This window comes from Kineococcus vitellinus (genome assembly GCF_009906315.1).
Lineage (GTDB): Bacteria > Actinomycetota > Actinomycetes > Actinomycetales > Kineococcaceae > Kineococcus > Kineococcus vitellinus.
The window spans coordinates 1-15917 of record NZ_JAAALL010000012.1 but is presented as its reverse complement, the minus strand read 5'-3'; the positions used below and the strand labels follow the sequence as shown (position 1 = coordinate 15917).

Below are 15917 nucleotides of genomic sequence, written 5' to 3'. Positions count from 1 at the left end.
GACAACACCATCGCCGCCGGGCTGTGAGCGCGCGAGACCATCCAGCAGGGCGACCGGTGCTCCCTGCCGCCCCTGGTGTACGCCGCCGTCTCGTACGGCGTACACCAGAGTAGAAGATCCGCTGGCCTGCCCGTGTAGTCAACGCAACGCTTCCTGTCGAGATCACCACACGGCCGCCGGCCTTCGAGGCGAAGGTCTGCCACCAGCGCAACGCCGTGGAGTGCTGCCTTAGGCGGTGCGATCAGTCGCGCACCTCTGCCACTCATCATGCCCGAGGTGCTGCCCGCCCCCACAGCCCGGTGATCATCGCCTACGTCATGCTGTGCTTTGATGATCCGCACGATGGACCCTAGTCGAGTGCCAACGGGTACGGCGGCGCCGCATCAACTGCCTCAACCGATGGCGCCGATCACAGAGCCTCATACAAACCCTGCACATACCCCGATCGCGCAAGACTCTCCAGCAGCTCCCATTCATCCTGGGGCCGCAACCACATCATGTTGGGCGGGTCCACCACATCCGCGACAGCGCTGATCGGGCGGTCGACGCTGGTGAACGGCGCATACGCAGTGTCAACGAGGACCAGCGGGATCGGCGAGGACCAGCACTCCAACCGCACCGCCTCGTGCTGCGGCCGCAGCAGCGCCGCGCGCTCACGCGGCCGCAGCGCCCGCAGCTCTTTCGAGTCTGCCTCGGCCAGCACGAGAGCCTGAGCAGCCACCGCCGCCCGGTAGGCCAGGCGGATGCGCGCCACCAGACGCGCTTGATCGTCCAGACCGCAGTAACCGGGGATCAGAGCGTCCAACAAGTCAGCCGGGACGTCGCCATAGGCGATCCACCCATTCCCGCCGTAGCTCACGGCCAAGGCAAACCGGGAGCCGTCAGGGCGCAGCAGCGGGCGCGGGGGCCTTACCTGGCCCCGGGCGAGGCGGTCGATCACTACAGGCATATCTGCTCCTGAGGACGGAGGAACAACTTCTGACATCAGCCTCTCACCCGCCTCCGACATCACCCGGCACTTCCTTCCGCACTAGCCCGCGGTGCACATCACGTTCCTCATCGCCTCGGCCCGATGCACCATCATTGCGCCTCACTGGCGGCCAGCGATGAGTACTTCCCTCCTCGACGAGTGACCTTCAGTGAAGAAGTGGTGGGTGGCGCTGCACCCCGGGTCGTGCACGAGCCGGCAGGCGTGCACGGCACTCCATGTCGCGGCAGGTAGCTTGTGAAGGAGCGGGCACCGTCTCCGCCGGCCTAGCTGCGTCATGCACGCGAGAGTCGACAGATGTGGACAAGGAAGTCTTGATCAGCACCTGGCCGCCCGCGAATCGTCCCGACGTGTCTCCTGCGCGGTGAGGCGGTGTCGCCCCGCCCAGGCGGGGACGGTCGGTGCTGTACCCGGTCGCGGCAGGTCTACCCAGTCGCAGCAGAGCGTGCCACCCGTGCCCGAAATGCCTCTGGTTGTGCTTGCCTGATGCGCTGATCGACTTCCGTCAGTGTCGGGGGTTGCGCGGGCGTGTGCGGGTCAGCACCCAATGCTTGAATCTTGTTGCTCTGCTGTTGCTTCGGCTCCGCAGCACTGGCGCATGCCACCGCGTTGCCGCCGATGCGGAGGCGGAGGTGGAGGCGGTGGCAACACTGCGGCGGTGAGGTCGAGCGGTGGACTGTCGAGGGTGGAGGAAGGGACAGTGAGCATGGTCTCCTCACCGTCCCTCCTCCACCGAGGAGGTCAGCTCCGACGCCTCATTCGCGTAGACGGTGCCGATCAGGGATGGGTCGGGCACGCAGGGCGCTTGGAGGGGCTGTACCCGCTGGAGCGCTGGTAGCTGCGGAAGCCGATCAGGTGTAGCAGGCTTTCGCTTCCTGCCGTGTAGCGGCACAGCAGGCCCGCAGCGATGAGTTCGCGAAGGTCGCGGGCCATCTCGATCGCCGTGTGCTCTGGCCTCAGCGGCCACAGGTCGGCGTTGAGCAGGCACCCGTTGTCACCCAGCCGGCCGTCGTCATCGGCCTGCGTCAGCAGACCGAAGAAGGTCCACTGCGCTGCCGCCGACACCTCCATCAACTCCTCCCCCTGAAAGAGCTCTGGCCTCAACTGTCGCTTGCGAGCCATGCTGGCCCTCCTCGTCGCATCGCCGCGCCGGAACGCGGACTATCGTTGAAACTTCTATCCTCGGGTGTGCTGGCCTGCCTGGGCAGGTCGTCACGTCCTCACTGGAGCTATCGGCACGACGTGCCAGGGTTCGTGTCACCCCGGTCGCCGGCTCCTGCGGTGCATGCCGGCCGCTTCCAAGGCCTTGCATCTTGGCGGTCCATCGCCATCGTTCATGCCTGCGTTCTGGCGACGGGAGTCCCTCACGTGCGACCGGCGCGCACCCAGGCCGCGGCCGAGGGGACGGTGCTCAGGGAGTGAGCCCCAGCAAGGCGAAGCCGTACAACGCATGCGCGCCGACGGTGCACAGCAGCAGATCCACCAGCAGCGGCCGGTAACGGCGGTACTCCTTCACCGCGAACGGATCGCGGTGGGTGGGGTGACGCGCGTGCCAGTCCTCAATCACCTGGAAGATCTCATCACGTTCGGGATCGTCGCGATGCTCGCGCAGGGCAGGAAACGGCAAGAACGCAGCCACTAGAACCATCTGACGGCGGGTGAAGAGCAGCAAGCGCTCATCCACCTTCGCTCGCAGCAGGGATCCCGGCGGCAGCACCGTCTGCCACAGCGGTTGCTCCACGACCAAGTCGTCATCTTCGCTGAAGGTGATCTGCGGACGGTACAGGCAGCGCAAGGTGACAGCAGTCCACAGCGCTGCCGCCGCGGGAACCGTCCACTGGTAGCCGCCTGCGGCGCTCTGCCAGGTCGACTCCAGCAGCCGCAGCATGATGAACGCGATGATGCCCACGGCGAGCGCACGGGCGCGGCGGCGATAACCCAACATCACAAGTGCTCCTTCCTCTTCTGATCCAGCGTTACCGCGGTGGGCGCGGCGCGTCCTCACGGTCGTCACGGGTCCGTCATCGGCAGGCTGACGGTGGGGCGTGACCGCCGGCCGCTTCGACCGTCGATCGCCGACGCGCCACACCCACCGCCGCACCCACCTCCCTCACACCGACCGCCTCTCCCACGCTCACCGCGCTCGCCTTGCCGTGGGCGCCAAAGCTGCCCACGGCAAGGCGAGTGCGTACGCTGGTCTCGGCCTGCAGGCTTATGCGGTTCCCCGAGGGCTGCGGTGGGCACGCCGGGTGTGCCGGGTGGTGCGCTGCGCTGCGGGTGAGCCGTCGCGGTAGGCGCGCCGGGCAGGGCGCCGGGGCGCTACCCGTTCGAGCATCAGAACGGCACGCCGTAGGGGTCCTCGCCAAGGCTGCCGGGGTCGCTGGCGCTCTCGCCGTTCTGCTCATCGACGAAGGACGGGTCAGGGCTGACACCGTGAATGTCCGTCACCTCAGCCCACCGCTGCCGGGGATCCTTGCGATCGGGGACCATGGCGATCGTCACACGGAAGGTGAGGCCGGTGAGATTCTCGGTGTCAATGACCATGCCGTCACTCAGCTGGTCCCCGTAAATCATGGTCAGCCACCCATTCAGCCTACGGTCCAGCGCCGAGCCATAGCGGCGCAGCGCCGTGGTGGTGGTGCCGCGCACCCTGCGGCCGGTGAAGCGCGCATCGGGTCCGGTGACCGTGAAGTACCAGTTGAGGAGCGAGAAGGGGGTGGCGTCGCGGCGGGTGATGGTCTTCTCCTCGCAGCGGTCCAGCCGGGCGTCGTAGATGCCCTCGTGTGGGAACTCGATGGCGCTCGTCGTGTCCGGCGAGCCGATCGTCAACTTCATGATTGTGTCCTTCGCATCGTGTTGTCGGTGGTGACGTGAGCTGATGTGGTGCCTTCACTGCACCGCAGGGAGTGCGTGAGGGGATCGGGGATCCGCGCTCTGCAGCGGCGCAGGGTTCGCGTCGCGGATGGTGCAGGTGCTTGCGACTCCCTACTGGTGGCTCAGTGGTTGATCATGTAGCAGCGCTCGTTTCTGCCTGCCTGGGCCGCCTGGCCCGCCCGGCCTGCCTGGCGTTCCTCTTTAGCCATTGGCAGGCAGGCGGGCTGGATGCACCGGAGCGAGCAGGGAAGTTCAAGATTTTTCGAAGGTGGCGCTGGCGGGCCGGAAGCTGCACGGTGGCTGGCCCGGTGGTCTGCGACGACACGCCTCCTGCGTCCGCCCCGTCACGCGTCAGGCCGGGCCGTGACGGCGGCGCCGTGCGGCTTCACGCTGTGGTGGCGTCTGTGGAGTGGTCCGCTCGGGAACCTAGAGCGATGGACGCTATGGCCGCATCGGCTGTATGCGCGTCAAAATCTGCGGTCGCTGAGCAACGCGACGCTCGGCGCACCCGTCGCCTCCCTGCGGTCCGCTGGCAGGTGACGGGTGCGCACCTCAGCGCTCCAGCGGGCCTTGCTGGCTAGGGGCGCTGGCTACCTGCTGGCTGCCGAGGGAGGGTCAGCGCACGGTGATGAGTCGGGCAGCTGGGCAGCTTGCGGCTTGCGTGCCGGTGGCCGCGCCGCTGCACGGCGTGGTCCACGATGTGCAGGTAGCCGCGGAGAGCGCCGAAGCGGCACAGCAGGCCCGCGGTCGTCAGCTGCTCAAGCTCTTCTTCCATCTCCTCCACGGTGTGCCCGCGCCCCGGCCACAGGACGGCGTTGAAGACCGCGGCCCGGTCCTTGACGTATCCACTACCATCCACCTGCGTCAGCAACCCGACGTAAGTGATCATGGCCGGTACCGAAACTCCCGCCATGCGCTCGCAGCGAAAAAGCTCCGGCCTGATCCAGGCGATGTGACCCAACATGTGCACTCCTCGTGCTCTGGTCTTCATGGTGACGACTACGGTGTGATGCGATGACCTGTCCGGTCAGGCCGAACAGCCCGCTGCAGCTATCGGCAGTCCGGGGGCTGGTTCGATCGCGGCCGCTCTTCTGTCTCGATCTTCTGTCCCACCCCTTCTGAGGGCGCAGCGTGCCAACATCCAGCAGTGGCGCAGCGGTGTGCAGCGGTGCACTTGGAAGCAGCCAGCGGTAGAGGCATTACGGCCGCCACTAGTCGCTGATGGTGCAGGCACGAAATGCTGATGCAGAACCGCGGACTCGCTATCTGGCTTGTCCCTTTGCGCCGCGGCCAGCCCCGTCTGTGCGCCGATCGGAGGCGGTCTTACAAGTCACACGCGCGTGACGACTGGTTCTGGTGGTTCTCACTCCGGCGCTCCTGCACGATGCAGCGCCTGTCCATGGTCGAGTCAGGCTCAGGCAGGAAGGGGCAGCGGTGCTGAGGCGTTCGCGAGGCGTGCCAGCGCCTGACGTCGTGTGCCTGGGTCCGCCATGACTCGCCGTGGACGGCGGCGGGACCGCTGGCCTACTGATGGCTCACGGGTGGATCACGGCCCGCGTAGCGCTATCTCCGTGTCTCCTCCTCTCATCGGCTCGGACGGGTTGAACACCGGCCCGCCTCAGACGCTGGGGGGTCGGTAGACGCACCGAATCGGCTCGGTACTCGCAGCCTCTCGGCGGATCACTAGGAGCTGACAAGCGGCAGGACCACCGCGGGCTCAACGGCGTCAGTGCCCTTCGCGCCGGCCTGTCATGAACGCCCCGAGGTCGACGGCGGCAGCTGCTCGCGGCCGCGCCATGCAGCTGACGACTGGTGCTTGGCGCATGTGATCTTGGAAGCACGGCGGCAGGTCGCGCACCGCCGTCCGCTGCACGCACGGCAAGGCGTCCCGGCCTACGCGATTGCGGCTCACCGTCAGCCGCTCATCGTGTTCGTGTCACCCTCTGGTCTAGCTCGTGCAGTACGCGCCGGCGAGCGGGTGACAGCAGTGCCATTCCGCTGCTGATAAAAAGATCGCTTTGAGCTGGCCGGTAGGTCAGCCGGTGCGTCAGCCGGACCGGGCGATGCGGTGCAGGCCCCGGCGCCATCGCGCCCGGCTGTGGCAGCGCCCCCAAGTGCCGAGGTGCCAGCCTGCCTGCCGATGGCGCTGCTCGACCGGGCGCCCTGCCCGGTCCCCGGTCTGCCCCCTAGGGGCCTGCCGGGTGCACCCGAACGGCAGGCCACCATGAGCTCTAGTCCCCACCCCACCGCGCCTACGGCACCCACTCCGGCGCCTACTGCGCTATCCACATCACATCCTGACCGGTCCCTGCCAGTTGCGCAGGCGCACCAGCCCAGCCCTGAGCTGGTGCGCCTGCAGCAGGCGCTGGCCGCGCCCGGTCGCCGGGTACGCTTGATCAGTCCCGACAACACCTCCCCCGGCACCGTCGCCACCGTCCACGCCGCCTGGCGCAAGGTCAACGACCCCCACTCACCAGCCGCCACCTTCGCCATCGAGCTGCGGGCCGGCCTCGTAGCCGCGGACGTCGACCTCGATGGCGTGGACGGCGATGTGGCCACTCACCAGCTGCTGACCTGGTGCCGGGCTCAGGGAATCCGCGCGGTCTTCGCGCTCTCTGGCCAGCCCGGTCATGCGCATGTGTACGCGGCCGTCGCCCCGCAACAGCGCACCGCGTTCGGCAGGTATGTCGCCAAGCTGGTGCCCTCCTCGCAGCTGCGCGAGGGCGGCTCACTGATCCGCCCGCCGGGCGCCCCGCACCGCCTGCCCGGGCTGCCGCCCTCACGGCTGGATTCCAGCCTCAGCATCCCCGAGGTGATCAGCCTGCTCGGGCTCGACCAACCGGCCAGCACCGCCACGACCCGGCGTTCCAAGGCCGGTCACGCCCACACCACGGCGGCCACGGCAGGAGCGGGCACGACGGCGCACAGCACAGCAGTCACAGCTCCCTCGGCCGGCACTCGGCGGAGCCCTCGCGGCACCTATCACCGGACCGGCCAGCAGAACGCAGTGAGCAAGCGGCGCAGGCAGGAGGATCCGGCGCGGAGGCGGCGCGAGCAGGACACCGCCGGATGGCAGCGCCTGGCAGTGCCCGCGCCGCGCCCAGCCCGTCTCAGGCGCCGCCGCACCGGACGAGGTGATCTGAGCGCTGAGCAGTGGATGCTGGCTCGCGATGCTGCAGGGCCGCTGGTACCCCGCGGAAGGGACGGGCGCGCCGATGAGTCGCGGATGCTGTGGATCCTCGCGTGTGCCTGCTGGGCCAACGGGCTCTCCGAGGACTGGTTCACCGCGCTGGCCACCAACCGGCGCATGGCCGGGTGCCGTCACGCCTGGCGCCGCTCAGCCCGGGCGAAGTACACACCGGAACGCTGGGCGCGGGGTACTTACCGCCGGGTAGCGGCGAGGCTGACGCAACTGCGCGCCGAGGACGCCGCCCGCGCGGGTACTGCGAGCAGCGGCGCTGGGCGACCTCGTGACGGTTTCACCAGCGGCGGGGACAGCGCCACCATGGTGGCGACGGTGCAGGCGGAGGACCTGCTCGGGCACCTGGCGCGGGTGCGCGCCGCCGCCGAGCGCTACCCCTGGGGCGTGCAGGAGCGCCCCGGGGTCCTGGCGCACCTGCAAGCGCACTGCCTGATCGCGCTGCAGGCCGGGACGGCTGAGGGCTACGGCGCCTCGGAGCGGCAACTGCAACAGCTGGCCTTGCAGCTTGGGCGCCACCACGCCCGCGGCGCACGTCGCAAGCTGCAGGAGGCCGGCTTCCTGATGGTCGTGGAGGTGCGTCGGCCTCAACCTGAGCGGGCCGGCGAGCCCGCTGGTGCGCTGGCCGAGGCGTTCACCCCTCACTGCTATCGCCTGACGGTTCCTCAAGAGACCGGTGACGGTGGCAGTGGGGTCAATGTGGTCGGGCCGCTGCCCGCGCGGTTCTACGTTGTCGATGGCGCCAGCGTAGGTCACGAACTGTGGAGCGAGCGCGCTGCGCGCATTCAGCCCGAAGCCGTTGAGGGGGGCGGTATCGAGAGTGGGCACGTCTGTCATACCTCCGACACTTCAAGGCGTGCAGCTGCAGGTCTGGGCAAGCGGGCCTGGCTGGTCTACGGGCTGCTGCACCAGCCCAGCACCCTGACCCAACTGGCCGAGGCTGCGGGCATGAGCGCGTGCGGGATGCGGACCGTGCTGCGCAGGCTGCACGCACACGGGCTGGCCACTATGGACGGAACGCGGTGGCTGCGGGGGCCGGCCACCTTGGATCAGGTGGCCACCACGCTCGGGGTGAACAGCGTCACTGAGCGCCTAGCCACACGCATTCGTGAGGAGCGCCAGGCGTGGGAGCAGCGGTGGCTGCGCCACTTCAACGCCCCCGCTGAGGTTGTGATGGAACTCGGCGCCACCAGGGCCGGCCATGGCGGTGTTCGACGCGCTGACGGCCACGGCGGCAGCGCATGGCTTGACGAGGCGGAGGCGGAGCGCGCCAGCGCCGCCGACCTGGCCTGGTACGAGGCGGCCATGGCTTCAGCAGATGCCGCCAGCGCGGGCGTGGCCAGCGCTGATGCGGCCAGCGCTGATGCGGCCAGCGCTGATGCGCGCAGCGCCGCCACGTCGACCTCGAAGCCCGTGCCCTCCTAGCCACCAGCGCGCGCCGGCGCGCCGCACACGCGCGTGCACCGGGCGCTGAGGGCTCTGCCGCTAACGCGCCCGGTCACGGCGGCCATCCTGCCCGCCGAGAACACCAGCAGCAGGCTCGGAGGGCAGGACGGTCACCATCGCCAACCTGCCCGCCGAGAACACCAGCAGCAGGCTCGGAGGGCAGGACGGTCACCATCGTCAACCTGCCCGCCGAGAGCCTCAACAGCGGGCGCCACGCCCGCAGCGGCTCACCAGCGGCGCTGGTGAGAGCACGAACCACCCGACATCCACAACGACATGGGAGATGACCATGATGAACGACTCGGCGGCGCCGATGCTGCAGGCACTGACCCAGATCGAGCAGCGCTTGCAAGAGGAGTGGCTGGCGGCAGGACGGGCGCTGGATGCCCGCTTCCAGCGGGCCGTGCTGCGCGCCTTCGACGCCTACATGTCGCAGGTGCCGCAGCGGCAGCGGGACGCCCTGGCCAGCGAGGCTGACGCCCTCACGCGCTCGCTGGCTGCCTGCGGTTGCCCGCGGTGCGTGCGCCGTCTCGTCAGCGCGCGGCCGATGGCCGCTGCAGGCGCGTAGTGGCGCCGCTGACAGCAGCTGCTCAGTGGCTCAGCCGCCCAGTCGCCGCTCGGCCGCTGCCCGGGTACCGCACGGTCACCGGGCAGAAGGTACGCAGCCGCGTGGCTCGCTGACGTGTGCGCGTGCTCTAGGACGCGCACCCACTGCTCACAGCAACTGCACACGTCAGTACGCGCACCGCGGACCGCCGCCTTCTGGCGCCCAGCCAATGATGCCTTCAAAGGCAACGTCTCCAACACTCCTGACCTAACACAAAGCGTCCGCGAGGTTCCCTCGAGGCGCAGAAGAGCAGACGATCTGGAGCGCGCAGCAAGCCCGTTCGATCCCGCACCGCGGAGTCGGACGGTCCACCCATCCAAACGTGCCGTCCGAGAACGGACACAAGCAGAAACGAGTATGAGATGAGCACCACCAGCACCCCATTCACGTGGTACCCCGATCTCGAAGCAATCCTGAGTGAGCTGTGGGTGATGTCGTGCCCGGCCCACCTCGCACGCCAGCAGCCGGAGCGCTGGCTGATTCCCAACCACATCACCGACAGGAGCGTGGAAGACGTCATCACCGACGAGATCTACACTGATGGGACGCTCCACTGGACGAGCGACCTGGTCTCAGCGCTGCTTCTGCAGGCCGCGTTGCGGCACGCAGGGCACTCTGCTGAGCAGGTGCAGGATTTGAGCGCCGGCGGCGCCGGCTTCTACGTCGTGATCACCTCGCGGCCCTGGAACGACGTCTAGTTCGGCGCAGGTGTTGAGGTGCCTGAAGGAGCACTGTGCTGCTTCGGGCACCTCACGCACGAACCGATCGACCTGACGGCCACCGTTGAGCGCAACCAATCTACGCCACCTGCTGCGGTGTCCACCGCACTCACGTCCGCGTGGTGCTCGCCGGCACCCCGGCACCCCGAATAGCGGGGTGTCCGCGCGCCGATGACGGAGAACACTTGCAGCATCTAGTAGCTTTCGGTGCCGGGCAGGGCGGTGCACAATAGACGGCGCGGGACATCGCAGTGCTCGACATCGCAGTGCTCGACATCGCAGTGCTCGACATCGCAGTGCTCGACATCGCAGTGCTCGACATCGCAGTGCTCGACATCGCAGTGCTCGACATCGCAGTGCTCGACATCGCGAAAGCCCGTCGGCGATCCACTGGCGCGGCCCGGGGCAGGCTTCAGCGGCCGCGCGCGGTGAGGTGCGCCTGTCCCCGGCCACCACCCCGAGGTGTCCCGACCGGCTTCCTGCCACGGCTCGCGCCCCCTCGCCGGCTTCTTCGCGCTCGAGGCAGGACTGGTCAGCCTGTCCGAGGAGACCGCCGATGAAGCAGTCATGTGCTACTGCGACTACACCGATGCGATCACTTGGGACGACCTGCACCTGCCGCGGGGCTGGGAACGCGACTACGAAGTGCGTGGGTGGACACCCCTCGAAGCCGCGCCGTGGTTCTACGGAGGCTGGTGCTTGGCGGCCATCGAGCTGGGTCACCCCGCAGGGGCGCCGCGCTTTACCGCGGAAGAGCTTACCGCCTGGCACGTGCACGGGTTCACGCCCGCGCAGGCGTGGAACCTATGGGCATCAAAGGTGGCCGTCGCGCAGGCGCTGACGTGGAAGCGCAACGGCTACTCGGCGCGGCAGGTCTTCGACGTCATGAAGTACCTCGACGGGTACCACTGGGTGCCGGGCCGAGACCCGTGGAGGGCGAACCTGAGGGCCGATGGCCGGCTCCAGTTGGAGGCGTACGCACCCCTGCGCCTGCCCGTCGCTCGCCTGCTCCTGGTGGTCCGTGCCGGGCTGTCACCGCAGGAAGCTGCTTGCGCACCCAGCAACGAAGTGCTGCGCGCCACGGTCACGGCGCGCGAGGCGGCGCGCGCAGACACCGCCCACCCGGGGCGGGCCTGGGGCGTCAACGTCCACAGGACGTGGTTCGAGTGCAACCGGCCCACGACGCTGACGCCGCAACGTTGAGCCAGCACAACTTCTTCAACCTTACTGCGCGCTGAGGAGACAGGGCATCGCCTTGCCGAGCCTTACAACTCGTTTCACTTTGACGCGGGCAGCTTGCGGTAGCAGATCAGCGCGCATGCCAGCTGCAGCAGGCCCAAGTGCAGATCAGCCCGAACCTCGTAGCGAACCCGCAGCCGTTTGAACTGATGCAGCCAAGCAAAGCTGCGTTCCACGACCCAGCGGATGCGGCCCAGTCCTGAGCCGTGGATGACGCCGCGACGAGCCATACGCGGGACGATGCCGCGGTCGCGCAAGGCGCGGCGGTAGACGTCGTAGTCGTAGCCGCGGTCGGCATAGAGGTACTTCGGGTGCAGGCGGGGCCGGCCGCGGACACCGCGGACGAGTGGGAAGGCGTCGACCAGCGGCAGCAGTTGGGTGACGTCGTGGCGATTGCCGCCGGTGAGGGTCACGACCAGCGGGACACCGCCGGCGTCGGTCAGGAGGTGGTGCTTGGATCCGTTGCGGGCCCGGTCTACCGGTGAAGGGCCGGTGTGAGCCCCGTTACCTTGTTCTTGCCTCCAAGGTGGGGGTGTAGGCCAGCGGCCCCGGTATGACTCGAAGCCCCTGTCGTCATGATCGAAAAGGTGGTGTCGCCGGGACCGCAGGGCGCTCGTGACCGCTGATAGGGACCTGGCCGCATTCGTGTAGGCCCTCCGTAACGTGGCTGCCGGCGCGGTGTCCAGGCTGGCCTGGCAGCGGTGCGGAAGGAGCGGTCTTGTCCGGATCCGACAAGCGCCACCATGGCGCAGACTCCGACGATGGTCTCGGCTATGCCGTGTTCTGCGGCCTCGACGTCGCGCGGGAGAACCATCATGCCGTCGCTTTGAACACCGCTGGGCGACGTCTGGCTGATGCGCCGCTGCGCAACGACGAGACCGCGCTGCGAGCGTTGTTCACCAGCTTGTCCGAGCACGGCCCGGTACTGGTGATCGTGGACCAGCCCGCCTCCATCGGCGCCCTGGCCGTCGAGGTTGCCCGGTCGATGGGCCTGGACGTGGCTTACCTGCCGGGTCTGGTGATGCGCCGCCTGGCCGACCTGCACCCCGGCGAAGCCAAGACCGACGCCCGCGATGGCTACGTCATCGCCGACGCTGCCCGCACCCTGCCGCACACACTGCGCCGGGTCGGCCCTGACGATGAAACCGTCATCGCGCTGGGCGTGCTGGCCGGCTACGACGCCGACCTGGCCGCCGAAGCCACCCGCCTAACCAACCGCCTGCACGACGCGCTCCTGCACGTTCACCCGGCTCTGGAGCGACTGCTGGGCAGGCACTTGCGTCGTGGTGGTGTGCTCGACCTGCTCGCTGAAGCGGGAACTCCGCAGCAATTGCAGGCAGTGGGCAAGGAGGGCATGGCGGCGGTGATGGCCAAGCGCTCACCCCAGCTGGCCAAGACGCTGCCCACGCGGATCCTTGCCGCCTTGGCTGAGCAGAGCGTCGTCATCGCCGGCACCGCTCAGTACGGCCGGGTGATCAGCGGCCTCGCTGCCTCATTGCGCACGGTTTTGGACACCCGTGCCGAGCTGGCTGCGGAACTGGAAGATCTGCTGGAGGCGCACCCTCTTGCCCCGGTCCTCACCTCGATGCCCGGGGTCGGAGTGAGGACCGCCATCCAGCTCCTGCTCACCCTCGGCGATGGCTCGGCCTTCCGAACTGCCGCGCACCTGGCGTCCTACGCCGGCCTGGCGCCGGTGACGCGGAAGTCTGGGCGCAGCATCCGCGGCGAGCACCCCGCCCGCCGCGGCAACCGTGATCTGAAGCGGGTGCTCTACTTGTCGGCTTTCGCCAGCCTGCGCGACCCGGCCAGCCGGGCCTACTACGACCGCAAACGTCGCGAAGGTAAGCACCACGTTGCTGCGGTGCTCTGCCTGGCGCGGCGTCGATGCGACGTCCTGCATGCCATGATCAGAACGGGGCAGCCCTACCGCCGGCCAACTCCGGATCCCGCCGTCACACCGCCTGCTGGGCTGGCTGCCGCTTGACGGAGGTCATAGGGACACCCTTTGAGGGCCCGCACGTGCGAGCCGTCCACCACCGCGGTGTTCAGGTCCAGTCTCCCGGCGGCGCGCAGCTCATCGAGCAGGACCTGATGCAGGGTCGGCCAGACGCCGGCCTCGGTCCAGTCCCGCAGTCGTCGCCAGCACGTCACGCCGGAGCAGCCGAGCTGCTCGGTCGGTACCTGGGCCCAGGTGCAGCCGGTGATCAGGACGTGGACGATGCCGGCCAGTGCGGCGCGGTCGTCGCGGGGGCAGGCGGCCGGGGTGGCGGAAGCGACGGGGCGGGCGCTGGTGCAGCAGCGGCTGCACCCGCTGCCACAGCTCGTCCGGCACCAGCTCCGCGATCCGTTCCAACACCACCTCGTCGGCCATGCGCACAAAGCTGCAACGACCGCTGCGGCCTCGCATGTCAAAGTGAAATCGGTTGTAAGTCGGCTCGCGTCAGGCCCGTCGCCACCGGATGACGAGCGCCACGACTTCAGCGGTGCTGCCCACCTTCAAACGCCGTCGCAGCGACTGCAACCGCTGCCCGGCGTAGCGCAGCTGCCAGCCCAGCGCGTCGGCAGCCTCGGCGACCGAACAGCCATCAGCGATCAACTGCAGCAGCCGGCGATCGTCGACATCCACCAAGGCGACATACTCATCCACGGCGGATATCTCCTCGCTCAGCGCGCCGACGGCAAGACGCTGTTGATCACCTGACCTGGGTGCGAGCCCACCTCGGTTTTCGGGCGGTTCTACCTCACGCCCGGGAGCACCGCAACGGAGATCGGACGATGTGCTGCGCCCCATGTCACGGTCCACACTGGTTGTGCGCATCAGGCGATACCCGTGAGTGGTTGCTGCCGCAGTGGGCAAAATCGACAACAGCTGCCTGATTGCCTCCAAGGGCCCCTCTTCGAGCTCGACAAGACTCGCACGCCCGGCGGATCCCGTACAGAGGCCGTTCCTCATCGACGCCGCCACGAACGACCAACGGGCAGGACCAAGCACCAGGACCTCTGACCGCTCCGGCGCAGGCCGGAGGCACCCTCCCTGGTTGCCCGGGCCTGACGTGCCGGCGTCTGCCACCGCTGGCCGGGGCGTCCGCTGAGCGAGCACCGGATGGTGATCGCCGAGCAGGTGATCACTGCACGACCGCGGCCGGCGCGCTCGCGACCCAGTCGTGGACCTGCTCCCAGCTGCGCGCCAGCTGCAGCAGCGACAGGTCGGCGTGGTTGCGGGCGATGACCTGCACGCCCGCGGGCAGGCCGCGGGCGTCGAACCCGACGGGCAGGCTGATCGCCGGGGCCCCCAGCAGGGTGGCGATGGCCGTGACCTCCATCCAGCGGTGGTAGGAGGGCATCGGCACCCCGTCGATGCTGCGGGGCCAGGTGGTCGAGGCCTCGAAGGGGAAGATCTGGGAGGTGGGCAGAACGAGGAACTCGTACGTCTGGAAGAGCTGCCGGAAGGCCTGGTACATCGCCGTCCGCTTCACCGAGGCCGTGTAGGTGTCCAACCCGGTGATCGCAGGATTGCCGTCCGCGCCGTTGAGCAGGCCTTCGACCTCGTAGATCGCCTCCGGCTTCATCGCCGCTCGCAGGAGGGGGTCCTGGTAGATCGGGTGCAGGATGCCACCGATGAGCCAGTGGCGGAACACCAGCCACAGCGGCCACAGGTCCTCGGTGCCCGCGAAACCTGGTGCGGTCGGCAGAGCGTCCAGGTGCTCGACGTGGGCGCCCAGCGCGGAGAAGGTTCTCAGGCCCTGCTCACACAGGGGAAGCAGGCCCGGCTCCGTGGGCAGGTAGCCGCCGAGGTCACCCAGCCAGGCGACACGCGCCCCGCGGAAGTCCCGGCGCAGGCGCCCGGCGAAGACATCGGGCTCCTGCTCGATCGACAACGGCGAGCGCTCGTCGTAGCCGGCCAGGGTGCTCAGCAGCAGCGCAAGGTCGGTAGCGTTGCGCGCCATGGGCCCCTCCACACCGCCGTGCTGCACGAAGACGTCGGCACCGGCGCCGGGGACCCGCCCGAAGGAGGGACGCATGCCCAAGACGTTGTTCCAGCCGGCGGGGTTGCGCAACGAGCCGAAGAAGTCGCTGCCGTCGGCGACGGGGAGCATGCGCGTGGCCAGGGCGACCGCGGCGCCGCCGCTGCTGCCCCCGGCCGAGCGGGAGCGGTCGTAGGCGTTCAGCGTGGCGCCGAAGACCTCGTTGTAGGTGTGCGAGCCCAGACCGAACTCCGGGGTGTTGGTCTTGCCGATGAAGACGGCGCCGGCGTTCCTCATGCGCTCGACGTGCAGGGCGTCGGCGCTCGCCGGTGGGACGTCGAAGGGCGGGCGGAAGAATCCGGAGGTCGTCTTCAGCCCGCGCACGTTGGCCAGGTCCTTCACCGCGTGCGGCAGGCCGTGCATCCACCCCTGGCGGACTCCTCGCGCCAGGAGGCGGTCCTTGCCCAGCGCCTCGGCGAGCAGCTCCTCGCGCGGGCGCAGGCTGACGAGGGCGTTGAACCGCGGGTTCACTCCTTCGATGTGGTCGAGGTAGGCGTTCATCACCTCCACGCACGAGATCTGCCGCCGCGCGATCGCCCTGGACAGCGCCGAGGCGTCCAGGTGGACGACGTCCGAGGTCCTGCCGTGAGGTGCGGCGCCTGCGGTGCTCGCCGCGGCGGGTGGCACCGCAGCGACCGCCCCGGTGGCCAGTCCCGCGAGCGTGCCGGCGCCGCCGGTGAGCAGGGAGCGCCGGCTGGGGGCCTGCCCCCCGGTGCCGCGCAACGGCCGGGGTGCGGGCTGGAGCGCGGTGGACGGGGTGGAGTGCTGGCGCATCGGTCTCCTCGAGGGGTAGCGGCTGCTCGCCTGGACCGTGCCAGGG

Annotated in this window: 12 protein-coding genes and 2 pseudogenes; 5 read left to right on the top strand and 9 right to left on the bottom strand. The window is 69.0% G+C overall.

What is annotated here, in order from left to right; all coding sequences use genetic code 11:
• Positions 1-409 precede the first annotated feature (409 nt).
• The 5 genes from GTQ99_RS02410 to GTQ99_RS02390 form a co-directional block, all read right to left on the bottom strand.
• Positions 410-940, bottom strand: coding sequence for a hypothetical protein (locus tag GTQ99_RS02410; RefSeq protein ID WP_166614147.1), 531 nt, complete (start codon positions 938-940; stop codon positions 410-412).
• 825 nt (positions 941-1765) lie between these two features.
• A complete protein-coding gene (locus GTQ99_RS02405) occupies positions 1766-2110 on the bottom strand; it encodes a hypothetical protein (RefSeq protein ID WP_166614146.1) in 345 nt (114 codons plus the stop codon).
• Between the two features lie 289 nt (positions 2111-2399).
• Positions 2400-2933 carry a hypothetical protein gene (locus tag GTQ99_RS02400; RefSeq protein WP_166614145.1) on the bottom strand — a complete coding sequence of 178 codons (534 nt, stop codon included), beginning with the start codon at positions 2931-2933 and terminating at the stop codon, positions 2400-2402.
• A gap of 389 nt (positions 2934-3322) precedes the next feature.
• Complete coding sequence (locus tag GTQ99_RS02395) at positions 3323-3823, bottom strand: hypothetical protein (RefSeq protein WP_166614144.1); 501 nt, start codon at positions 3821-3823, stop codon at positions 3323-3325.
• 616 nt (positions 3824-4439) lie between these two features.
• On the bottom strand, positions 4440-4751 hold the full coding sequence (locus tag GTQ99_RS02390; RefSeq protein WP_166614143.1) for a hypothetical protein: 312 nt from the start codon (positions 4749-4751) through the stop codon (positions 4440-4442).
• A gap of 1458 nt (positions 4752-6209) precedes the next feature.
• Between GTQ99_RS02390 and GTQ99_RS02385 the strand changes: the two genes are divergently transcribed.
• The 4 genes from GTQ99_RS02385 (at position 6210) to GTQ99_RS02370 (ending at position 11036) form a co-directional block, all read left to right on the top strand.
• Complete coding sequence (locus GTQ99_RS02385; RefSeq protein ID WP_166614142.1) at positions 6210-8486, top strand: hypothetical protein; 2277 nt, start codon at positions 6210-6212, stop codon at positions 8484-8486.
• A gap of 310 nt (positions 8487-8796) precedes the next feature.
• Positions 8797-9075, top strand: coding sequence for a hypothetical protein (locus GTQ99_RS02380; protein WP_166614141.1), 279 nt, complete (start codon positions 8797-8799; stop codon positions 9073-9075).
• A 401-nt stretch (positions 9076-9476) separates the two neighbouring features.
• A complete protein-coding gene (locus tag GTQ99_RS02375) occupies positions 9477-9812 on the top strand; it encodes a hypothetical protein (RefSeq protein ID WP_166614140.1) in 336 nt (111 codons plus the stop codon).
• A gap of 483 nt (positions 9813-10295) precedes the next feature.
• A complete protein-coding gene (locus tag GTQ99_RS02370) occupies positions 10296-11036 on the top strand; it encodes a hypothetical protein (protein WP_166614139.1) in 741 nt (246 codons plus the stop codon).
• Positions 11037-11110: 74 nt separating this feature from the next.
• Here the strand turns inward: GTQ99_RS02370 and GTQ99_RS02365 are convergent.
• A pseudogene (locus GTQ99_RS02365) lies at positions 11111-11575 on the bottom strand (IS5 family transposase); the annotation flags it as partial.
• Between the two features lie 215 nt (positions 11576-11790).
• Between GTQ99_RS02365 and GTQ99_RS02360 the strand changes: the two are divergent.
• Positions 11791-13056, top strand: a complete 1266-nt coding sequence (locus tag GTQ99_RS02360; RefSeq protein WP_205706649.1) for an IS110 family RNA-guided transposase — start codon at positions 11791-11793, stop codon at positions 13054-13056.
• A gap of 20 nt (positions 13057-13076) precedes the next feature.
• Here GTQ99_RS02360 and GTQ99_RS02355 read toward each other — a convergent pair.
• The 3 genes and pseudogenes from GTQ99_RS02355 to GTQ99_RS02345 form a co-directional block, all read right to left on the bottom strand.
• Positions 13077-13443, bottom strand: a pseudogene (locus GTQ99_RS02355) (transposase); the annotation flags it as partial.
• Positions 13444-13512: 69 nt separating this feature from the next.
• Entirely contained in the window at positions 13513-13719 is a 207-nt protein-coding gene (locus tag GTQ99_RS02350) for a helix-turn-helix domain-containing protein (protein WP_166614138.1), read from the bottom strand.
• Positions 13720-14197: 478 nt separating this feature from the next.
• The gene (locus tag GTQ99_RS02345; RefSeq protein ID WP_166614137.1) at positions 14198-15871 is read right to left on the bottom strand and encodes an amidase; all 1674 of its coding nucleotides are present in this window, start codon (positions 15869-15871) and stop codon (positions 14198-14200) included.
• Between the last annotated feature and the right edge of the window lie 46 nt (positions 15872-15917).